The sequence below is a fragment of the Methylobacterium sp. Ger2507 genome, from assembly GCF_055231875.1.
Map to the genome: position 1 here is coordinate 969,065 of NZ_JBUYVC010000001.1, position 20,561 is coordinate 989,625.

Genomic DNA, 20,561 nt, shown 5'->3' on the forward strand with positions numbered 1-20,561 from the left:
CACAGGGTCGCGATCCACCCCCGCCGGCCATCTTACAAAGGCGGTGCGGTCCGGCGCTGGTCCAGCCAGCCGCGCTTGCGGGCCACGGCCTCGGCGCGCCAGTTGCGCACGAGGCGACGACGGACGCCCTGCCAGGGGATGGCGGGGAGCGGCGTGACCGGATCGACCAGGGTGCTGAGCGCGCGGGCGTAATCGAGCACGAGGCCCGGCGTCCAGGTCATCGCCCCGGCCCCGTTGCGCAGCACGGCGGCCGCCCAGAATTCCGGGCTCATCACGGCCCGGACCAGCATCCACCACGGCCGGCCGTGGCGATTGAAGCTGCCCTCGATGGCGGCGTCGAGGGCGTTGGCCACCGCCGTCGAGCAGTTCCGCCCGACGAGGTTATAGGCGGTGTCCTGCCGATACCGCGCCCAGAAGGCGCGCAGGCGCGCCCCGTCGACCCCGTGCAGCGTCACCGTGACGGTCGCCTCGCACCAATCGTCCGCCTCCGCGCGATAGCTCGGCAGGAAGCGGCCCGGCACGTTGTTCTCCGGCCCGGCCCGCAGGGTCGCGCGCAGATTGTCCGGCGACCGGTCGATCTCCACGGCGGGGTAGTGGCTCACGTAGAGCGGGGTGTCCGGCCCGGCGTCTTCCGCGCCGCCGGTCTCGCCCGGCCCGCACATCTCCAGCGAGGCGTGGCCGGTGGAGATGTGGCCGCCCCCGTTCACCGAGACGACGTAGCGGTGAACGAGGCGCTGTCGGGCCGGGATGCTGGCCGTCCCGGTGGGGGTCCAGACATAGACCGTGACCGTGTCCGCGCCGCCCTCCGGCGTGGAGCGGCCGACATCCGTCGGGAGGCGCCGCAGCCGCAATCCCAGGAGCGCCACCTTGACGCCGCCCAGGATCAGGAAGGCGCCGATGCTGAAGCCGACCGTGCCGGCATACCAGGTCGGCCAGGGCTCCAGGGTCAGGAGGCCGAGGGCGACGCCGAGGCTTCCGTGGAACACCGACCAGCGCCAGCCCGGAAACCGCAGCACCTGCGAGAGGACGATCCGCGATGCGCCGTCGACCAGGAAGGCCGTACCGAACAGCATCGCCAGCAGGAAGGTGCTGGAGGCCGAGGCCAGCATCGTCAGGACCGCGACCCCGAACAGCAGCGCCGCCTTGAGCAGGCGCAGGCGGCGCGCCGCCCCCGTGGCGATCAGGCCGCGGATGAAGGCCGCCACCGCCTCCAGGGCGAGCAGGAGGCCGAACCAGCGATCCGGAATGTGCGTCGCCCCGTCGAGGGCATCGGCCACCAGGGCCAGGCCCAGGATGATCCAGAGCACGCCCGCGCCCGTGACGAGGGGCCAGCGCCGGTGGACCGATTCCCGCCCGACCAGCAGCAGCCACAGGGGCAGGGTCCAGGGCCTGGCCGCGGGCGTGGACGAGGCCGCGAGCATGCCCACCACCGGGTCGCTGGTGCGCTTGGCCGCCCCGAGGTTGCGCAGCAGCCGGCCCTTGGGGCCGGGCCGGGTCGGACGACGGGCGCCGCCCTCGGGCAGGCTGGTCGCCGCATCGGCGCGCGCACCACCGGACCGAGGGTCCGGCTGAGACGATGTGGTCACGCGTGACTCTCCCAACCGTACGCTCGATGGCCACGCAGCGGATCGCGGCGACGAAAGACCAAGGAACGATCCCCGTCCGCCCCGGTCTTTTCCTGGGAAGCGCGCCGGTTGTCCAGATGATCCGATTTTCGCGACGCCGATATGGTTTCCGAATGAAGGGCGACAGGTCGGCTCTGGTTGACAGATCTGTCCATGATCGATCCCGTGAAGATGTCGTTGATCATGTCCTTGATCAGCGTGATTCTGGGATCAGAAAACACCCGATCGAAATCCGCGGGCTGTATCGCGAGATCTTCGAGCCTCCGGTTCTTCACGGGCGCGCCAGTTCCTCGACGGCGATCGTCATCGGCGCCACCGAGGGGCGGATCAGGCCGCGCGCCGGCGCGCCGAGTTCGAGAATCATCAGGATGCCGCCGGAGATCGCCAGGGCGCAGAGGAGCAGCGCGAAGATCACGGTGGTGTTGCGCGGCGCGAACAGGCCGAAGCTGGCAAACAGCATCGAGAGCCAGAAGATCATGAGAACCAGGAACGGGAGGGGCACCGCCAGACTCTTGCGCTCCACCAGGAGCCAGCGCGCATCCGCCATCTCGTCGACGATGCGCAGGGCCTGGGCCTGGACGCGCTGCGTCCGGTCCCCCGTGGGGCGAAGGTCGACGATCTGATCGCTGAGGGTTTCGAGCCGATGCAGGTTGTCGAGGCCGAGGCTGCCGTCCGGCGCCGACGTCGACAGCTCCTCGAGCTTCGTCCGCCCGTAGGTGTGCAGGTTGTCCTGGATCGGGAGCGTTTCGGGGCCGTAGCGCTTCAGGGCGCGGTCGAGCTTGATCAGGTCGACGGCGAGGGTCTGGATCGCGGTGGTGCGCAGCATGAAGGAGGCGCCGGCATTCGACAGCATGTGGCTGAGGACGAGGGCCGCCAGCGTGCCGACCACCGCCATGGAGACCGAGATGGCCGCGCGGGTCTCGCCGGACAGGTGCGGCGCCGGGAGCCGGCGCGCGGTCCAGACGCCCGCGAGCGCACCGAAGAAGATCGAGCAGAAGGCGATCGCGCTGACGAGAATCGAGGTCATGGGCGGATCTAGCGCCGAACCCGTCATCAAACCCTGAGAGGCGCGGGCGGGGCCGCCGCCTCGCCCGCGCCGGCCTCGGCTGCCGAATCCGGTCTCGCCTCCCGCGCCTGCGATATTGCCCGGTCGCGCCGGCGGGCCGACAGGATCACCGGGGCGGGTTGGAAGACGCGATCCGGATCGGGGGCGTCGCGCGACCTTCGATCCCGGTGAAACCAGCCGGAATACGTAGAAGGATCGCGGTCGAAGGCCGTCGAACACTTGAGGCCGACGATCTCCGTATCGATCGACAGCTTATCGAGCCTCCTGAGTTTACGGGGATCGGACGATGATGGTCCGTGTCGTTCTCCGAATCGATGTCCGATCTCCGTCAGCTTTCGCCGGCAAGATCTTTGTCGGCAGGGTTAGGGGCGCGTTACGGTCCAGGGCTGCGCGGGAGCGGCGTGACCGGGGCGGTCGTGACCACGCGGGCCGGATGTCGGCGTTCCGCGACGGTCGGGTTCACCGTTCGGTAGGCGCGGGGCCGTATCGTCGTGGCCAATTGATCGTGACGACCCATTGATCGTTGGGGAGAGACACACGTGGTCCTGAGCTATTGGCTCGATCAGCCGGTCTGGCTGATCTTCACGCTGCTGGCGGCGATCTTCGCGGTCTGCGGGGCCGTGATCACCCTCCTGTCGGTGTCGTCCGGCACGCGGCCCGGGATCACGAAGCTCGGGCTCGGCCTGGTGGCACCGTATTTCAGCGCCATCTCGGTGATGCTGGCGCTCCTGACCGGCTTCGTCGCCAACGATGCCTGGGAACGGCAGCGCCAAGCCTCGAAGATCGTCCAGTCGGAGAAGATGAACCTGCTGGCGGTGGAGGACCTCAGCATCGCCACCGCCTCCGACATGACGGAGATCCGGGCGCGGCTGCGGACCTACACCAACGCCCTGATCGACGACGAATGGCCCAAGATGGCGGAGCTGGAATCGTCGCGCCCGGCCGGCGAAGCCCTGGGCCGCCTGCTGCAGGCGGTGGCCGACCCCCGCCACACCACCGAGGCCGGCGCCGCGGCCCATTCGGCGCTCCTCGACGCGGTGATGAACCTGCGCGCGGCGCGGGGCGACCGGCTGAGCCTGAGCGAAGCCCATGGCGATCAGTCGAAATGGCTGACCCTGATGGTGCTGGCGCTGCTCACCCTCCTCTCCATCGGGCTGATCCACGTGGACAAGCCGGTGCCGCAGGCGGTGGCGATGATCCTGTTCGCGATCGCCACGGTGACCACCCTCGGGGTGATCGCCCTGCACGAGCGCCCGTTCGACGGGCCGATGCCGGTCAGCGCCGCGCCGCTGGAGGCGGCCCGCGCCGTGATGATGGCGGAACTGCGCAGCGAGAGCACGGCGGCCCCGACCTGTCAGATCGGCAGCCCGCCCCCCGCGCGGTGACGCGGCGCCCCTAGGATTCCGGTCCGTCGGAAAGCCGGGGCCGCACCGCGAGGGAAGCCAGCACCACCGCCATGAAGAACAGGAAGTACTGGTTCACCGACAGTTCCTCGAACATCATCGACGGCACCAGGAACAGGGCGCTGTAGGCCACGAAGGGGCCGGCGGCCGCGGGGGACCGGGCGATCCGCAGGAGCCCGGCGAGGAGGAGCAGCGTGACCGCGACGCCGCTCTGGAGCGCGAGCGCGACGAATCCGTTATGCGGGGTCACGAGGCCGGTGAGGTTGCGCAGCTCGTCGCGCCGCGCGACCTCGCCGACACCGAACGGGTATTCCAGCACGAGCTGCAACGCCGTGAAGCCCGACAGGAAGCGCTCGTCGGCGTTGCCCGTGACGTTGCTGTCGCCGGCAAAGCGCGTTTCGATGGTCTGTGCCAGCTTCTGGGGCAGGGGGATCTCGCCCGTCATCGAGAAGACGATGAGCAGGATACCGAGGCCGGCGAGGACGGGCAGCACCACCTGGAGCCGAATGCTCCGCCGCATCAGGACGACCAGGACCAGCAACGGCATGAACAGGCCGGAGCGATTGTTGGTCAGGGGGAAGCTCGCCAGCAGGGCCGCGAAGTAGGCGAGATAGATCAGGTTGAGGCGATACCGCAGGCTCAACAGGAGGGCGGCGGCCCCGCCCAGGGCGAAGACGTGGCCGGTCTCGTTGCCCGAGGCCCAGATCCCGCCTTGCTTGTCCTCGACGAACAGCTTCAGATCCTCGTCCAGCCCGTCGGTGGGCACGCCGAGGCCGAAGCGGTCCAGCGGCAGCCCGGAGGTCGACAGCAGCAGGACGACGAGCGAGCCGAGCAGACCTGCGAGCAGACCCCAGCAGAAGGCGTGCTCGAGGCGTCGGTCGCGGAACATCACCAGCAGGATGGCCGCCAGCACGAAGTAGAGGAGCAGCACCAGCGTCAGGTAGACGTCGCCCGCCTGCATCTGCGCCTTCAGCACCAGCGACAAACCGATCAGGATGCCGATGGTAGCCAGCGGCACGACGTGGCGCAGGCCCTCCGTGATCACCGCCCGGCGCAGCCCGAACCAGGGAATCAGCAGGAAGGGCAGCAGGTCGGACAGGCGCTGGAACGGCAGCCCGAAGGTCGACGTGAGCACGTTGAGCTGCAGGGCGGCTCCGAACAGGAAGACGGCGGCGCGGTCGGCCGCCACCGGCACAGCCCGCGCGCCTCCCGTCTCGGCCGCCGGCATCGCTGGTCCCGCCATTATCCCGGAGCCTCCGAGAGGACGCCGTCCGCCCGGACGGGCGCACCGGCGGCCTCCCGCCCATTCTGGCGCGCAAAGGTTTGCGAAGCGTGCAGGCGTCGGACCCGTGGCGGTCAGCCGGCCCGGCGGGCGAAGAACCCGAGGGCCGCGCGAACCGTCGGGCGCATGAACAGGAGGGCGAGCCCCCCGTAGGCGAGCATGCCTACCCCTACGCAGGCGAACAGGCCGAGGCGGTCGCCGAGGGCGTGGTGGATCGGGTCCTGGACCAGAAGCACCAGGCCCGCCATCGCGCCCGCGCAGGCCGTGGCGGGCATCAACACCCGGGCGAGGCGCCCGTTGCTCACCGGCACGAGGCGCCCGGCCCGGACCACGATGAGCGGCGAGAACAGGTAGGCCCGGGCCACGTGGCCGATGACCAGCGCCGTCAGCCCGAAGGGTCCCGTGAGGATCGCCGCCACGGCCCCGAGGCCGAACTGGGCGGCCGCGAGGGCCAGGGCGGTGCCGCTGTGACCGAGCGCCGTGAAGATCATCCACAGCAAGGAGGTGGCGACGAATTCCGGGGCCAGCAGCGACAGGATCCGCAGGACCGGCACCGCATCGTGCCACTGCTCGCCGAACAGGAACGGGATCAGCGTCGGGGCGACGGCGGCCATGCCGAAGAAGGCCGGCAGGGCCAGGAAGGCGGAGGTTCGGGTAAAGTCGTGGAAGGCGGCGGCGAGGTCGGCCGGACGATCCTGCAGGCGGGCATAGGTGGTGAGGCCGACCGCCGAGAGGGGGATGACGGCGACCTGGCTGACGAGGTCGATGCAGCGCCAGGCGAGGCGCAGATGCCCGACATCGGTGGTGGACAGGAAGTAGGCGGCGATCACCTCCTGGCTGCGGATCGAGAACATCAGCAGCAGGTTGGTGGAGAAGATGCGCGAGCCGAAGGCGATCTGGCTCCGGGCCGCCGCGAAATCCAGGCGCCGGGCCGGGAGCCAGGGCATCGCCGCCCAGGTCAGGAGCGTGGTCGCCGTGGTGGCGACGAGACGCTGAATCACGAGGCTCCAGACGCCGTAGCCGGACAGGGCCAGAGCCAGGGCGGCGCCCCCTCCGAGGAGGTTGGCGCCCAGGGCCCGCAGGGCGAGCTTGCGGAAGCCGAAGCTCCGCTGGAGGCGCGCCTCGTGGATCGCGCCCAGGGCCGAGAGCACGAAGCAGGCGGACAGCGCGGTGAGGGCGGGGCGCAGCTCCGGCAGGTCGAGCAGCCAGGCGATCGGCCACGACAGGCCGACGAGCGCCGCGGCATAGGCCACGCTGGAGGCGAGGGTCACCCAGAAGGCGGTGGCGGCGAAGTCCTCGTCGAGATCCGCCCTCTGGACCACCGCGTCGGGCAGGCCGCCCCGGGCCACGATCTGCAGGATGTCGATGAACACGGCCGCGACCGCGACGAGCCCGAATTCGGCGGGCTCGATGAGCCGGGCCAGCACCAGGAACACCCCGAAGCTGAGGACGACGTTGCCGACCGAGGCGAGCGCGACCCAGCGGGCCGCCGCGAAGGAGCGACCCGAGACGTCCGGTTCGTCGGCGAGTCCGAGTGCCGCCGGGGCGGTCGAAGCCTCGGCCGGAAGCAGGGCGGTGACGCTCACGCGCGCCCGGCCCGGCGCTCGGCCACGAGCTCGGCGTAGAGGTCGAGGTACTTCTCGGCGACGCGCTCGGAGGTGGATTCGCGGATGACGTGCTGGAAGCTGCGCTCGTCCGGCAGGCCGGCGCGGCCCCCGGCGATCACGGTGCGGAGGCGCGCGGCGAGGTCCGCGTCGTCACCCGGCGTGAACAGCCACGCGGCATTGTCCTCGCCGATCAGTTCCGGGATGCCGCCGGAGGCCGCGCCGATCACGGGAACGCCCATCATGTAGGCCTCGTAGATCGTCCGCGGCGAGGGCTCGGCCCAGAACGAGGGCACGACGAGCACGTCGATCTCGCTCAGGAAGTCGGCGGGCTTGGCCCAGCCCACGAAGTCGATCGGCAGGCCCTCGGCCTGCGCCTTGAAGCGCTCGATCGAGTCGTCCATCGCCTGACCGGCCACGAGGCAGCGCCAATCGCCCGGGCCGACCGCACGGAACGCATCGATCAGCGTCCCCACGCCCTTCTCGACGTTGATGCGGCCGAGATAGCCGAAGGTCATGGGGCGGCCGGTGCGATCGATCCGGCGCCGGGCCTCGGGGTCGCCCCCCGGCACCGAGCAGGAATAGTAGATCACCCGGCGGCGCTCCGGCGCCAGGTGCCGGAAAAGGCCGTGGTTCACGTGGGTCTTCAGGATCTCGGTCCCGACGCTCACCACGGCCCCCACCGCCCGGTTGGTGATCTGCTTGGTGGCATTCACCACCTTGCAGCCCAGGTGCCAGTGCGTGCACGGCTTGCCGTGCCGGAACATCGCGGCGTTGCCGCAGATCAGGTCGTATTCGCAGACGGTGTGGACGATCGGGATGCCGCGCTTGGCCGCCTCGCGCCAGACCAGGGTCGAGACGTCGAGGAGCGAGTGGGTGTTGACGAGGTCGGGCCGGAAATCGTCCAAGACGCGGCCGAACTCGGCCGCGACGGCGAAATTCCACTGCTGTTTGAGCTTCGCCCAGGTGCGCCCGACCCGCGTCGCCTTCGGCCAGTCTTCCAGCCAGAAATCGTTGTGGTGGGCCATCCGGTAGACGGTGACGCCGTTGCGCACCGATTTCGGCTCCGGCTCGCGGGCGATGCAGGCGGCCGCGACGGTGTGGCCGGCCGCCACCAGCTCCTCGGCGAGGTGCTCCACCGAGCGCTCGGCACCGCCCACGATGTAGGGCGGGTAGAGCGCGCTGAGATGCAGGATGCGCAACGGGCCGGTGTGTGCGCGCGCGACGGCCTCCTCGTCCCGGGATACCGGCGATCCGGTCGGTGCGGCCTCCAGCGCGGCGCGGGCGAGGCCCGGGTCGGGTGCGATCGTGGCGGGACCAGTCATGGGCGGCACTCGTCGAGGTGCGGGGGTTCGGAGAGAGCCGCCGGCGAACGGCGATGGTGAGAGGCTGCGCCGCGCGTGCGAACGGCGGCGTAGAGATCGAGATAGGCGTCGGCGACGGCGGCCGGATCGGTGCCCTGCCGGACGGCGCCGGCGCGGGACAGGCCCTCTGCCAGACGGTCCGGCTCGGCGATGACCCGCGCCATCGCGGCGGCCAGGGCCGGCGCATCGCCCGGAGGAACCAGCCAGGGACCGTCGCCGACCTGCTCGCCGATGCCGCCCACCGCGGTTCCGATCACCGGCACGGCGCGGCCATAGGCCTCCGCCACGGTCCGGCCGAACGCCTCCGGCCAGACCGGCGGCACCACCAGGCAGTCGATGGCGTCGAGGAACACATCCCGCTCGGCATAGCCGACAAAGGTTACCGGCAAGCCTTCGGCCAGGGCGCGGTAGCGGTCGAGCCCGTCGGCCGCGCGGCCCGCGACGACGAGGCGCCATCCCTGCGCCGGCAGGCGGCGGCAGGCCTCCAGCAGCACGTCGGTGCCCTTGGCGGGTTCGATGCGTCCGAGGCAGCCGAACGCCACCGGTGCGCCGGGCCGGCGGGGCTGGCGCGTCGAGGGGCCGCCCGGGGCGATCGGGTTCCAGATCACCCGGCGGAGCGATTCCGGGACGTCCGCGAAGAAGCCGGCCGCGCGGTGGCGGTCCAGGATGTCGGTGCCGACGGCCGCGACCGCCGTGACGGCCCGCTGGCACTGGCGGTGCGGCGCCGCGTAGAGCCGGCACTTCAGGTGCTGCCCGGCGCAGGCGCGTCCGTGCTTCACCATCGCGCCATTGGTGCACAGGCTGGTGAAGTCGTGGAGGGTGTGGACCACCGGTCGCCCGAGGCGCCGCAGCAGGGGCCAGACCGCCGGGGTGATCTCGGAGATCGAGTGGGTGTTCACCACGTCCGGCGCGAAGTCGCGGACTGCCGCCTCCATGTGCACCAGGGTGTACCGGTTCCACTGGGCGGCCAGCTTGTAGCGCAGGCGGTCGAGGCGCCCGCGCTGCGGCCAGTCCAGCCCGTGGAAGGGCGTGCCGTACCCGATCCGGTACACGGTCACGCCGTCCTGCACGGTCGGCGCCTCCCGGCGCCGCGAGACGCACGCCACCGCGACGGCGTGGCCGAGGCCGGCCTGGGTCCGGGCGAGGGTCTCCACCATCAGTTCGGCGCCGCCGACCTGCTCGGGGGCGTAGAGGGAGCTAAGGTGCAGGATGCGCATCCGCGGCCTCCCCGGTGGGTGTCGGACGGACGGTTTCCCGCAGGGCCTCGAGCAGCACGGCCTCGTAGCGCCGGGCGGTCTCGGCCCAGTCGTACCGGCGGGCATTGGCATGGCCGCGCGCGATCAGGTCCGCCCGCAGGCCGGGCTCGTGGAGCAGGCGGCGCAGGCCGGCCGCGAGGGCCGAGGCGTCGGCGGGATCGAAGGTGAGGGCCCCGGCACCCGCGATCTCGGGCGTCGCCGAGCGGTCCGAGCACAGGACCGGGCAGCCGAGTTCCTGTGCCTCCAGCACCGGAAGACAGAACCCCTCCGCGAAGGAGGGCACGCACAGGCAGGCGGCGCCCCGGTAGAGGGCGGCGAGGCGGGCGTCGCCGATCCGCGACAGGCGGGTCAGGCGAACCGGGGTCCCCGCGAGGCCGGCCGCGAGAGTGTCGTCCGGGTCGTCGCCCACGTGGACGATGGCGAGTTCGGGGTGGGTCGGGGCCAGCGCGGCGACCGCCCGCGCGAGGGTGGCGAAGTTCTTGTTGTGGGTGGCGTTGCCCACGGCCAGCACGTAGGGCCCGGGAGCGACCTCCGAAGGCACGGCGATCTCCGAAGGCATGGCGACCTCCGAAGGCATGGCGACCTCCGAAGGCATGGCGACCTCCGAAGGCATGGCGACCTCCGAAGGCCGGGTGGCCCCTCCGTCCCTGAGCATGGCGGCGGAGGGCACGGTCCGGGTCCGGCCGCGGAGCGCCGGATAGAACCGCTCCAGGCTGGTCCGGGTGGTGTCGGACACGGCGATCACCCGGGCGCTGTTGCCGAGGACCAGGCGGAAGATCAGGTTCGTGGTCAGCGCCTCGCGCAGCCCCGTGGAGTCCGGGATCGTGCGGAAGTAGAGGTCGTGCACGACGCTGACGCGCACCCGGCCGCCGAAGGGAGCGCCGTAGGGGTCGGCGTTGAGCACCACATCGATGGCCTCTGCCCGGCACAGGGCCGGGACGGCGAAGGCCTGCCGCAGGACATCGAGCACCATGACGCGCGGGCGCGGGACGGTGACGACCTCGACCCGCTCGCGGATCGCTTCGGGAAGCTGGTCGCGGGTCCAGGGCGACCGCAGCACGATCGTGACCTGGCCCCGGTCGAGCAGCCCGGCGATCACCCGGAAGGCGACCAGCGCCACCCCGGACGGACGGCCGCCATGCTGGCTCGGCATATTGACGAGGACGCGGGGCATCGTGGCTCGGAGGCTCTGAGACGAGAGGGGAGGGGGATCGCCGCGTCGTCAGACGCGGGCGGCGACCTGGCGGATCAGCGTGGCGAGATCGTCCTGCATCCGGGCGGCCCCGTAGCGGGTGAGGGCTCGCTCGCGGGCCCGGCGGGTGCGCGCGGCGAGATCGTCGGGATGGGCCAGGATCGCCGTGAGGGCCGCGGCGATGCGGTCGGGCCGCCGTGGCGGAACCAGGGTGCCGAGGGCGCCGCCCTCGAGGATTTCCGCCGAGGCGCCCGCATCCGTGGCGACCACGGGCACGCCGGCCAGCATCGCCTCGACCAGGGTCCGCCCGAACGGTTCGGGATCGACCGACGGGTGGACGACCGCATCGACGGCCTGCATCAGGCGGGGTACGTCGTCGCGCTGCCCGAGGAACAACACCCGGTCGGTCAGGCCGCGCGCCGCCGCCAACTCCCGAAGCCGCGCCGCGTAGGCATCCTCGCCGAACAGGGCCGAGCCGACCACCACGCAGCGCAGACCCGGCACCAGCGCCAGCGCCTCGATCACCACATCCTGCCCCTTCCAGGGCGCGAGGCGGCTGAACACCCCGACGAGAGGGCCGGACGGCAGCCCGAGTTCCGCCCGCAGATCCGCGGCGGGACGCGGGTCGAGGATCAGGTCGAGGCCGTTGGGTACCACCGTCACCCGGTCCCGCCGCCCGCCGGCCTGCACGAAGGCCTCGGCTGCGGCCCGCGAGGGGACGACCACGCGCGCCGCGCAGGCATTGGCGAGGCGGGCCTGGACCGCGCGCTGCGCCCATCCGAAATGGGCGCCGTCGAGGATGTCGTGCAGGTGCCAGACCAGGGGACGGCCCACGAGCCGGGCGGGCAGCGCCGCGAGCAGGAAGGCCTTCTGCGAATTAGCGTAGACCACGTCGCAGGCCCGGGCGGCCCGGCCGAGTTCGAGGGCGAGTCCGGCGAGGCGCCCGAGCACCGGAAGCGCGCGCAAGGGCGAGACATCCCGGCGCAGGCGCGTGAGGTCTGCGCCCCGGCGGGCGAGGCGGATGGTCAGGCCGGCGTTCCGCAGGGCGTCGGCGAGAGGGCCGCCCTCGAACAGGAACGCCGTCGAACCGGCCCAGGGCCGGACCACGTCGCGCAGGACGAGTTCGGCGCCCGACATGGTGCCGGTGTGGCTCACGAACAGCACCCGGGGCCGGGTGGCCGCCACGCGGTCCGACACGCGGTTCGGCACGGTCGTGTCGGCGGCATCGCGGGCCGCCCCGGTGGAGAGCGCCCCGGCCATCAGGCGGCCCCCGCGCGGTGCGGCAGGGGAAGCGGCGCGGGCTCGTAGGTCGGCTGGCCGCCCGGCTTCACCATCGTCATGGCGATGCCCAGCACCGCACCGCCGGCCTCGCGCAGGCCGGTGACGGTCTCGATGGTGTCGGAGAGCTGCGAGCGGCCGTAGCGGGTGCAGCACAGCACGCCGTCGACGTGCCGGGCCAGCATGTAGGCGTCCATCAGCAGGCTGGTGGGTGGGCTGTCGAGGAGCACGAGGTCGTAGCGCCGGCTCCAGGCCAGGAGGCCGGCCATGCGGGGGTGCATCAGCAGTTCCGTCGAGTCCGGCGTCGGCAGCCCGGCCGGAATGACGTCGAAGCCGTCGCAGGAGACCACCGCCGCGGCCGGATCGGTCGTGCCGCGGAGCACCCCCACCAGACCGGAGCTGCGCCCGAGCCCGAGCGTCGCCTCGAAATTCGGCCGTCGCAGGTCGCACTCGATCACCAGCACGCGGCGGCCGCTCGCGGCGCTGAGGCCGGCGATCGCGAAGGTCGTGAAGGATTTGCCTTCCCGCGGCTTGGCCGAGGTCACCAGGACCGTGCGCGAGCCGTTGCCGCCTGCCAGGAACAGGTGGGCATGCAGGGTGCGCAGCACGTTCCGCATCGCCGGATGTCCCTGCGCCCGCTCCAGGGCCTCGGCCAGGGGCAATTCGCGTCGGCGGTCGGAGAGGCGGCCGACGAGGCCGCCCGGATCGAGGCAGGGCAGCTGCGCGAAGACGGGAGCGCCGGTGCCGGCCACGAGCTGCGCGGGGGTGCGGACCCGCCGGTCCGCGAAGTCCCGCAGCAGGGCGGCGGCGGCGGCCAGCACGGTCGCCAGCACGAAGCCGCCCGCCAGGAACGGCACGGGTTTCGGCGAGAACGCTTCCTGGGGGATCTCCGCGAGGCTGACCAGCCGGGTGCTGCCGGTCAGGATGCGCCGCTCGGTCTCCAGCTCGCTCGCCCGCTTCACGAGGTCGGCGTAGCGGGCGCGCTTGATCTCCGCGTTGCGGACCATGCCCTCGATCGAGGCCTCGTCGTCCATGGCGGCGGCGGCTTCGGACTTGGCGCTGTCCATCTGCGCGCGCAGCGCCTTGGCCAGGGTGTTCGAGGCCTCATAGGTCTTGCGCAGGCCGTCGGCGACGTTGGTCCGTTCGCGCTCGATCTGGTCGCGCAGGCTGTTGCGCTCGGTCTGGAGCGCCCGCACGGACGGATGGTTGGGGCCGAGCAGGGTGCTCTGGTTGGCGAGCTGGGCGCTGACCCCGCTCAACTGCTGCTTGAGGTCGCCGACCGCCCGGCTCGCGAGGACCGCGGGGGCGCTGTCGGAGCCGCGACGGCGGTCGGCCTCGATCTCCTTGAGGCGCGCGGCGGCATCCGCCTTGGACCCCTCGGCGGCGGCGAGCTGCTGGCTGATGCCGGTGAGGCGCTCGGCGCTGATCGGCCCGGTCGCACCCTTCACGAGGCCCTTGCGGCGCCGAAAGGCCTGGATGCGCGCCTCGTCGTCGCGGATCGAGCTGTCGAGCTGCTTGATCTCGGTGAACAGCCAGTCGGTCGCGGCCTTGCGGCTCGAGGCCTGCGCATTGCGCTGGTCCTCCAGGAAGGCGTTGATCAGCGCATTGGCCATCGTCTGCGCCACCTCGGGCAGCGGCGACTTGTAGGCGACGGCGATGACGCGGGATCGGCCGGCGCTGCCGACGAGATAGCGCTTCTGCAGGTACTCGACGAGCGCATCCCGGTCGGTGCCGAGCTTGATGCAGGCGGCGTCCTTCTTGTCGGTGATCCGGTCGGGCCGCCCCCGGGTGACGGCCTGGCGGCACTCGGCCATCACGGCCTCGGCGAGGCCGTTGTCGGCGGCCAGGCGCATCAGGCGGGGGGACCGGAGCACCAGGATCTGGCTCTCGAGATCGGCGGGGTCGCCGAGCTTCTGGATCCAGGCCATGGACGCATTGTTGGCGCCCGGCTCGGGCTCGGCCACGATCACGGACCCGCTGGCGACGTATTGCGCGGGCGTCCGGATCAGGAGGGTCACGGCCAGCCCGAAGACCGCGATGAACACCGTCGCGAACAGGATGCGGCGGCGCCAGATCTTGAGGAGAGGCGCCAGGAGATGGCTGCCGCGCTCGCGTTCGGGCGCGGCGCGGCGGCTCCCGGAGGCCGGGACCCGATCGGGCAGGTCGAGGGTGAGGAGGGACATGCGCGCCTTCCCTCAGGATACGGCTTCGAGGCGGGGCAACGGACGCGGCGGCTCGCAGGCCGCCCGGTGCAGTGCCATCTGCTCGTCGACGAAGCGCGAGAACCGGAGCCGGAACACCTCGGCGGAGAAGGGCTCGGCCTGGGCCCGGCAGGCCTCGCGGGTGAAGCCGCTCTCCTGCCGGATGAACTCGCGGATGCAGGCCGCGATGGCCTCGGGTTCCGGCGTCTCGAAGAACAGGCCGGTGCGGTGCGGCCCATGCGGCTGGACGGTCTCGCGCACGCCGCCGCGACCGAGCGCCAGCACGGGCGTGCCCTCCGACTGGGCCTCCACCACGATAATCCCGAAATCCTCCTCCGCCGCGAACACGAAGGCCCGGGCCGTGGCCATGAGGTGGCGCAGATCCGCGTCGGGCACGAAGCCCGTGAAGGAGACGTTCGGGGTGGCGATCGCGCGCAGCCGCTCGCCCTCGGGGCCGGTGCCCGCCACCACCAGGTTCAGGTCGGGAAGCTGCGCGAAGGCGCGCACGACGGCCTCGACGTTCTTGTAGGCGACGAGCCGGCTCGCCACCAGGAAGTGGTTCGCGCGCGCCACGTCCCCCCGCTGGCTCGACAGCGTGACGGGCGGGTGGATCACCTCGGCCGTGCGCCCGTACACCTTGTGGATGCGCCGTGCCACGAACGCCGAATTGGCCACGATCGCGTTCGGTCCGGCCGCCGTCCTGTAGTCCCACAGCCGCATCCAGTGCAGGATCAGGCGGGCGACCAAGCCCTTCACGCCCTGCGCGCAGCCGCTCTCCCGCAGGTAGGTGTGCTGCATGTCCCAGGCGTAGCGCATGGGCGAGTGGACGTAGGAGACGTGGAGCTGGTCGGGTCCGGTGAGCACGCCCTTGGCGACCGCGTAGCTGCTCGAGACGATGAGGTCGTATCCCGACAGGTCGAACTGCTCGATGGCGATCGGCATGAGGGGCAGGTAGTGCCGATGACGGCTGCGCGCGAAGGGCATGCCCTGGAGGAAGCTGGTCCGCGCATCCCTGTACCCGAGCTGCGCCTTGTCCCGCTCGGACAGAAAGTCAAACAGCGTATAGACATCCGCCTGTGGATAGATCTTCAGCAGTTGCCGAAGCACCTGCTCGGCGCCGCCGACAACATAGAGCCAGTCATGAACGATCGCGACACGCATCCGCACCATCCTCGCCGGCCCGCCGGTCGTTCGAACAGACTCCCGGCCGGTTGCCGTCAGGCCAGCCATATCAATCCGCGATCCTTGAATTCAGGTGTACTACGGTCGCCACCGGTAAAGAAGCGGTATCTGGCGCGATCCAAGTTGCGACAAAGTCGTGGCTGGAGGGCTTTATTGAAGAAATTGCGGTCATCATTTACCGGTGGTTAAGGCTGTCGCTGCGGAGCCGCGCCTTTCACGGTGTCACCGCTCCGGTCAGTGGTGCGGATCGGGGCCGCCGGTCGAGCCGGCGTCGAAGCGCGGCGCCCATGGGGGCTTCGACGCATCGAAACAGCCATTCCCCGAGGGCGACCGACGCGCCGAAGGCGATGACGAAGACCAGGACGACGCGGAGCGCTCCGGGTGCGACCAGCACAGCCGCCACCTTCGCGGCGCTGTGCAGCATCAGGTTGTGGATGAGGTAGAACGCATAGCTGGCATTGCCCTGGGACAGCAGCCAGCGCGAGCGCAGCACCACGCCGCCCCGCTCCAGCAGCACCACGGCGCCGACCGCCAGCAACGCGGCCGTTCCCCAGACCAGCGGCCGGGCGAAGCCCGTCATCTCCAGATCCGCACCGCGCGCGGCGGCCAGCGCCTGGGCGCCGAGGACGAGGGCGGCCGCGGCAACGAGGGCCGTGCCGGCCAGCCGCCGGACGGGAAAGCCCGCGGGCGGCTGGCCGAGGCGCAGATAGACGTAGCCGAGGCCCGCCCCCGCGGCAAATTCCAGCACGATGGGCTTCGTGTAATAGGCCCAGTACAGGCCCGGCACCGGCGCGAGGCTGAGAAGGGCGAGGCCGAGGAAGCCGGCGACCAGCCCGATCAGACGGGCCTTGAGCGAGGCGACGAGCAGGAGTCCGGCGAAGCCGGCATAGAAGAACATCTCGTAATTGAGCGTCCACCCCACCGAGTTCAGCGGCTCGACGTAGCCGTTCCGGGAGAACGGAAGGAACAGCAGGGACTGCACGACGTAGTCGGGCCGGAGCGCGACGATCCCGATCGGCTTCAGGCCGGCCAGGACGATCAGCACCAGCGCGAGGGTGACGAGCCAGTAGACCGGAACGACCCGGATGGCCCGGCGCAGCAGGAAGGACCCGGGCGTCTCGCCGCCCCCGGCCGTGCTCACGAACATGATGAAGCCCGACAGGACGAAGAACACGTCCACGCCGACGGCCCCGAAGGCGAGGGCGTCCGGTCGTGGCAGGATCGGGGCCGCGTACAGGCCGAAATGGGTCAGGAAGACCAGGTAGGCGGCCAGGGCACGCAGAATCTGCAGGTTGTAGATCATGTCTCGCCGCCGGACCGCGTGCGGTCGTCCACCCGGCAGGGGCGGCACGCAGCCAGCGCCTGTCGTGTCGAATGAAGCCTCGCGGCGCCTCCGAAGTCACGAACTTTCGCGGGTTATCCTGAATCGTGCCGATCTTCGGCGGACAGGATCAGAGTTTATTCATCGCTGGGATGTCTCGATCTTGTCTTGCGCCCATCCTTCGCGAACGCACGGCAACGCTTGCCCGTGTCCGGAGATGTCGGAAATGCGGAGCCTGTTCAATGTCGCGGATTCGAGCGAGGGGATGTTTGCCGCGCTAGTCCACCTGTGGACGCACCAGGAGCCAAGAATAGCGGGTTTACCAATTAATCTTTAGTCGTTTGACAATCTCGATCGCTGATCAATACATGGACCTCCTTCGGGAATGGAGCGGTGCCTTGGTTACCTCAGACGATATTCGGACGATTCTCGGTTCGAACGAGGCGCTCGCCCCCGTTGCGCAGCAGATCGCCGAGGACGACAGTCTGTTCGACCGCGGTCTCGATTCGTTCGGCTCTGTGCAGCTGATGCTCGCCCTCGAGGAGCGCTTCGGCATCGAGTTCCCGGACGAGTTCCTGACCCGCCGGTCCTTCTCCACGATCCGGGCGATCCGCGAGACCGTGTCCGCGGTGCTGCAGTCGGTCGCGGCGTGAACGCCCTGGCCCAGCGTGCCCAGCGCGCGGCGGCCGTGGCGGCCCAACACGCCGACGCGGTCGACCGCGAGGGCCGCTTCCCCGCGGAGGCGGTCGCGGCGCTGAAGGCGGAACGGCTGCTGGGCCTTCAGATCCCGAGCCAGTTCGAGGGCGAGGGCGCCGGTCTGCGCCAGGTGGCGGTGGTCTGCAGTACCCTCGGCCAGGCCTGCAGCAACGCCGCGATGGTGTTCGCCATGCATCACATCAAGGTCGCGAGCCTCGTGGCCCACGGGCTCGACAGCGCCTGGCACTGCCAGCTCATGGAGCGGATCGCTCGCGAGCAGCTGCTCGTGGCCTCCTCGACCACCGAGGCCGGCATCGGCGGCGACCTGCGCACCAGCTTCTGCGCCGTGGAGGCGGAGGACGGCGTGTTCTCCCTCGGCAAGGATGCGTCCGTCATCTCCTATGGTCGGCAGGCCGATCTCATCCTGGCCACCGCCCGGCGCCATCCGGACGCGGCGGGCTCCGATCAGGTGCTGGTGGCCCTCCTCGCCGACCAGATCTTCCTGGAGCGCAGGAGCGTGTGGGACACTCTTGGGATGCGCGGCACCTGCAGCGACGGCTTTCGCCTGGAGGCCCGGGGCCTCCCGGTCGCGCAGATCCTGCCGAAGCCCTTCGCCGAAATCGCCGCCCAGTCGATGCTGGCCGCCTCGCATCTCCTGTGGAGCAGCGTCTGGTTCGGCATCGCGAATGCGGCCGTCGATCGCGCCCGCGCCTTCGTGCAGGGAGAGGCCCGGCGCCAGCCCGGACAGGTCCCGCCCACGGCCCTGCGCCTCGCCGAGGTCTCAAATACGCTCCAGGCCCTGCGGAGCGCCATCGTCGCCGCCCTGGTCCGTTACGAGGACGTACAGGGCGATGCCGACGCGATCGGCTCCATCGGTTTCGCGGTCATGCTCAACAACTTGAAGACCACCGCGTCCGAGATGGCCGTCGACATCGTGCAGCGTGCCCTCGCGATCGTCGGCCTCGCTGGGTACAAGAACGGCACGCCTTTCAGTCTCGGCCGGCCCCTGCGCGACGTCCTGTCGGCACCGCTGATGATCGGGAACGACCGCATCCTCGCCAACACCGCCAAGCTCCTGCTCGTGCAGAAGGGTGGCGGACAGCTCATGAGCGCGTGATGGAATCGACCTTCTCACTTCCCGCCGACACCATCGCCGACGATGCGGGGACCGACGCACCGAGCTTTCTCGACCGCCTGTTCGACCAGGGCCTCCTGGTCCGCACCGGCGTCGAGGGCCTCTACGGCCGCAGCGGCGACTTCGAGAGCGTGGTGGATGCCCTGGAGCGCCTGATCACCCGCCTCGGCGCGGCGGATGGGGCCGAGGTGATGCGCTTTCCGCCCGCCATGAGCCGGCCCGCCTTCGAGCGCAGCGGCTACCTGAAGGGCTTCCCGAACCTTGCCGGCACGGTGCACAGCTTCTGCGGCAACGAGGCGGAGCACGCCGAGCTTCTGGCCTGCGTCGAGGCCCGGAACGACTGGACCGGCCAGCAGCGGGCGACCGATATCGTCCTCACCCCGGCGGCCTGCTACCCGCTCTATCCCGCCGCGGCTGCGCGAGGCCCCCTGCCCGCCGGGGGCGGCCTGTTCGACCTGCAATCCTACTGTTTCCGGCGCGAGCCGAGCCTCGAGCCGACCCGGATGCAGCTGTTCCGGATGCGCGAATACGTCCGCATGGGCAGCCCCGAGCAGGTGCTGGCCTTCCGCGAATCCTGGCTCGCCCGCGGCACCGAGATGATCCGCAGCCTCGCCCTGCCGCTGGCGATCGATGTCGCCAACGATCCGTTCTTCGGCCGCGCCGGGCGCATGCTCGCCAACAACCAGCGCCAGCAGAACCTGAAGTTCGAGCTGAACGTGCCGGTCAACAGCGTCGAGAAGCCGACCGCCTGCCTCAGCTTCAACTACCACCAGGATCATTTCGGCACGACTTGGGACCTGCGCCAGGCCGATGGCAGCGTGGCCCACACCGCCTGCGTCGGCTTCGGCCTGGAGCGGATCACCCTCGCCCTCCTGCGCCATTACGGCCTGGACCTCGCCGCCTGGCCGGATTCCGTGCGCGACACCCTGTGGGGCTGATCCGGTGACTGCCGCTCTCGCCCGGACGTCGCCCGTGCCCGGCGCCGACCAGCCCCATGCGCCGCACCCGCTCCACGGGGCCGACCGCAACTGGCCGGAGACGAATTGCTACGTCGACCTCTGGATCGAACTCCTGCACGGGCGCGGCTTCGTCCCGGAGGCGATGTTGGGCTTCACCCTGCGGCAGGATTTCGAGGGCGACCAGTTCACCTTCTTCAAGCCGCCCGCCGCCGACCTTGAGCGGCTCTACGGACTGGAGGTGCTGGAACTCGCGGTCTACGACGGCCTCGAGACGCACGCCCGGGCGCTGGCCGCCCGCGGACGGCCGGTGCTGGTGGAGGTCGATGCGATCCACCTGCCGGACACCCACGGCACCACCTATGGCCGGGACCACGGCAAGACCACGATCGGCATCCTGGCCCTCGATCCCGAGGCCCGGGAACTCGACTATCTCCACAATGCCGGCCGGTTCCGGCTCTCGGGCGACGATTACCGGGGCATCTTCGGTCCCGCGGTGCTGCCGCCCTACGCCGAATTCGTGAAGGCGGTCACCAAGCCCCTGGGCGCGGCCGATCTCCCGGGCGCCGCCCTCGACCTCCTCAAGCGCCATCGCGCCCGGGCACCGGAGCGGAACCCGGTCGTGGCCTTCCGTGACACCCTCGCGGCGACGGCGCCTGCCCTGGTGACCCGCCCGCTCGCCGTCTTCCACGCCTACGCCTTCAACACCACACGCCAGCTCGGGGCGAATTTCGAGCTGCTGGCGAGCCATCTCGCCTGGCTCGACGGCACCGGGCTCGCCGGCACCGGGCTCGAGGGAATGGGGCGCGGTCTCTTCGGTCCCGCATCCGAGGCCGCCCATCGGCTCGGCGCCGAAGCGAAAGCCTTCCAGTTCCAGCTCGCCCGGGCTTTCCACCGGCGTAGCGCCGACGGGCTGACCCCGCGCCTCGACCGGCTCGCCGCCACCTACGCGGACGTGTTCGATGCCCTCGACCGCGCCCTCGACCGCGTTCCCGGCTGA

The 20,561-nt window shown here is 70.9% G+C and carries 17 protein-coding genes; 5 read left to right on the forward strand and 12 right to left on the reverse strand.

Going from position 1 to position 20,561, the window contains the following annotated elements; genetic code table 11:
* Window positions 1-32: 32 nt before the first annotated feature.
* From ACV7NL_RS04565 to ACV7NL_RS04575, 3 genes are read right to left on the reverse strand one after another with little or no spacing between them, the layout of a single operon-like run.
* The gene (locus tag ACV7NL_RS04565) at window positions 33-1,586 is read right to left on the reverse strand and encodes an HdeD family acid-resistance protein (protein WP_056187713.1); all 1,554 of its coding nucleotides are present in this window, start codon (window positions 1,584-1,586) and stop codon (window positions 33-35) included.
* Window positions 1,583-1,900, reverse strand: a complete 318-nt coding sequence (locus ACV7NL_RS04570) for a hypothetical protein (RefSeq protein ID WP_247635216.1) — start codon at window positions 1,898-1,900, stop codon at window positions 1,583-1,585. Before ACV7NL_RS04570 ends, ACV7NL_RS04565 begins: the two co-directional genes overlap by 4 nt.
* Window positions 1,897-2,652 (reverse strand): bestrophin-like domain, encoded by a 756-nt coding sequence (locus tag ACV7NL_RS04575; RefSeq protein WP_056187716.1) that lies wholly within the window; start codon window positions 2,650-2,652, stop codon window positions 1,897-1,899. Before ACV7NL_RS04575 ends, ACV7NL_RS04570 begins: the two co-directional genes overlap by 4 nt.
* A gap of 578 nt (window positions 2,653-3,230) precedes the next feature.
* Between ACV7NL_RS04575 and ACV7NL_RS04580 the strand changes: the two genes are divergently transcribed.
* Entirely contained in the window at window positions 3,231-4,076 is an 846-nt protein-coding gene (locus ACV7NL_RS04580; RefSeq protein ID WP_056187718.1) for a bestrophin-like domain, read from the forward strand.
* A gap of 10 nt (window positions 4,077-4,086) precedes the next feature.
* Here the strand turns inward: ACV7NL_RS04580 and ACV7NL_RS04585 are convergent, their stop codons facing one another.
* From ACV7NL_RS04585 to ACV7NL_RS04625, 9 genes are all read right to left on the reverse strand, one after another.
* Entirely contained in the window at window positions 4,087-5,337 is a 1,251-nt protein-coding gene (locus ACV7NL_RS04585) for an O-antigen ligase family protein (RefSeq protein WP_463355047.1), read from the reverse strand.
* A 113-nt stretch (window positions 5,338-5,450) separates the two neighbouring features.
* Window positions 5,451-6,962, reverse strand: coding sequence for a lipopolysaccharide biosynthesis protein (locus ACV7NL_RS04590; RefSeq protein ID WP_463355048.1), 1,512 nt, complete (start codon window positions 6,960-6,962; stop codon window positions 5,451-5,453).
* A complete protein-coding gene (locus ACV7NL_RS04595) occupies window positions 6,959-8,305 on the reverse strand; it encodes a glycosyltransferase family 4 protein (protein ID WP_463355049.1) in 1,347 nt (448 codons plus the stop codon). The genes ACV7NL_RS04590 and ACV7NL_RS04595 overlap by 4 nt, the downstream gene beginning before the upstream one ends.
* Window positions 8,302-9,561, reverse strand: coding sequence for a glycosyltransferase family 4 protein (locus ACV7NL_RS04600; protein WP_463355050.1), 1,260 nt, complete (start codon window positions 9,559-9,561; stop codon window positions 8,302-8,304). The genes ACV7NL_RS04595 and ACV7NL_RS04600 overlap by 4 nt, the downstream gene beginning before the upstream one ends.
* A complete protein-coding gene (locus ACV7NL_RS04605; protein ID WP_463355051.1) occupies window positions 9,542-10,774 on the reverse strand; it encodes a glycosyltransferase family 4 protein in 1,233 nt (410 codons plus the stop codon). The genes ACV7NL_RS04600 and ACV7NL_RS04605 overlap by 20 nt, the downstream gene beginning before the upstream one ends.
* Window positions 10,775-10,822: 48 nt before the next feature.
* Window positions 10,823-11,929, reverse strand: coding sequence for a glycosyltransferase family 4 protein (locus tag ACV7NL_RS04610; protein WP_463357052.1), 1,107 nt, complete (start codon window positions 11,927-11,929; stop codon window positions 10,823-10,825).
* A gap of 122 nt (window positions 11,930-12,051) precedes the next feature.
* Window positions 12,052-14,253, reverse strand: coding sequence for a GumC family protein (locus ACV7NL_RS04615; protein ID WP_463355052.1), 2,202 nt, complete (start codon window positions 14,251-14,253; stop codon window positions 12,052-12,054).
* A 12-nt stretch (window positions 14,254-14,265) separates the two neighbouring features.
* Entirely contained in the window at window positions 14,266-15,432 is a 1,167-nt protein-coding gene (locus tag ACV7NL_RS04620; protein WP_056188066.1) for a glycosyltransferase, read from the reverse strand.
* A gap of 235 nt (window positions 15,433-15,667) precedes the next feature.
* Window positions 15,668-16,756, reverse strand: coding sequence for an acyltransferase family protein (locus ACV7NL_RS04625; RefSeq protein WP_056485743.1), 1,089 nt, complete (start codon window positions 16,754-16,756; stop codon window positions 15,668-15,670).
* Between the two features lie 416 nt (window positions 16,757-17,172).
* Here ACV7NL_RS04625 and ACV7NL_RS04630 point away from each other — a divergent pair, with 416 nt between their 5' ends.
* The 4 genes from ACV7NL_RS04630 to ACV7NL_RS04645 are packed head-to-tail and all read left to right on the forward strand — an operon-like array spanning window position 17,173 to window position 20,561.
* Entirely contained in the window at window positions 17,173-17,427 is a 255-nt protein-coding gene (locus ACV7NL_RS04630; protein WP_156376217.1) for an acyl carrier protein, read from the forward strand.
* Window positions 17,424-18,587 carry an acyl-CoA dehydrogenase family protein gene (locus ACV7NL_RS04635; RefSeq protein ID WP_463355053.1) on the forward strand — a complete coding sequence of 388 codons (1,164 nt, stop codon included), beginning with the start codon at window positions 17,424-17,426 and terminating at the stop codon, window positions 18,585-18,587. Before ACV7NL_RS04630 ends, ACV7NL_RS04635 begins: the two co-directional genes overlap by 4 nt.
* Window positions 18,587-19,543: an amino acid--[acyl-carrier-protein] ligase gene (locus ACV7NL_RS04640; RefSeq protein WP_463355054.1), complete on the forward strand. Its 957-nt coding sequence runs from the start codon at window positions 18,587-18,589 to the stop codon at window positions 19,541-19,543. The genes ACV7NL_RS04635 and ACV7NL_RS04640 overlap by 1 nt, the downstream gene beginning before the upstream one ends.
* Before the next feature lie 4 nt (window positions 19,544-19,547).
* The gene (locus ACV7NL_RS04645; RefSeq protein ID WP_463355055.1) at window positions 19,548-20,561 is read left to right on the forward strand and encodes a DUF1839 family protein; all 1,014 of its coding nucleotides are present in this window, start codon (window positions 19,548-19,550) and stop codon (window positions 20,559-20,561) included.

Bases quoted from the DNA above. Each gene is read 5' to 3' on its own strand.
- ACV7NL_RS04610 (WP_463357052.1), bottom strand. From the start codon at position 11,929: ATGTCGGGCGCCGAACTCGTCCTGCGCGACGTGGTCCGGCCCTGGGCC.
- ACV7NL_RS04585 (WP_463355047.1), bottom strand. From the start codon at position 5,337: ATGGCGGGACCAGCGATGCCGGCGGCCGAGACGGGAGGCGCGCGGGCT.
- ACV7NL_RS04600 (WP_463355050.1), bottom strand. From the start codon at position 9,561: ATGCGCATCCTGCACCTTAGCTCCCTCTACGCCCCCGAGCAGGTCGGC.
- ACV7NL_RS04595 (WP_463355049.1), bottom strand. From the start codon at position 8,305: ATGACTGGTCCCGCCACGATCGCACCCGACCCGGGCCTCGCCCGCGCC.
- ACV7NL_RS04625 (WP_056485743.1), bottom strand. From the start codon at position 16,756: ATGATCTACAACCTGCAGATTCTGCGTGCCCTGGCCGCCTACCTGGTC.
- ACV7NL_RS04620 (WP_056188066.1), bottom strand. From the start codon at position 15,432: ATGCGTGTCGCGATCGTTCATGACTGGCTCTATGTTGTCGGCGGCGCC.
- ACV7NL_RS04615 (WP_463355052.1), bottom strand. From the start codon at position 14,253: ATGTCCCTCCTCACCCTCGACCTGCCCGATCGGGTCCCGGCCTCCGGG.
- ACV7NL_RS04605 (WP_463355051.1), bottom strand. From the start codon at position 10,774: ATGCCCCGCGTCCTCGTCAATATGCCGAGCCAGCATGGCGGCCGTCCG.
- ACV7NL_RS04575 (WP_056187716.1), bottom strand. From the start codon at position 2,652: ATGACCTCGATTCTCGTCAGCGCGATCGCCTTCTGCTCGATCTTCTTC.
- ACV7NL_RS04640 (WP_463355054.1), top strand. From the start codon at position 18,587: ATGGAATCGACCTTCTCACTTCCCGCCGACACCATCGCCGACGATGCG.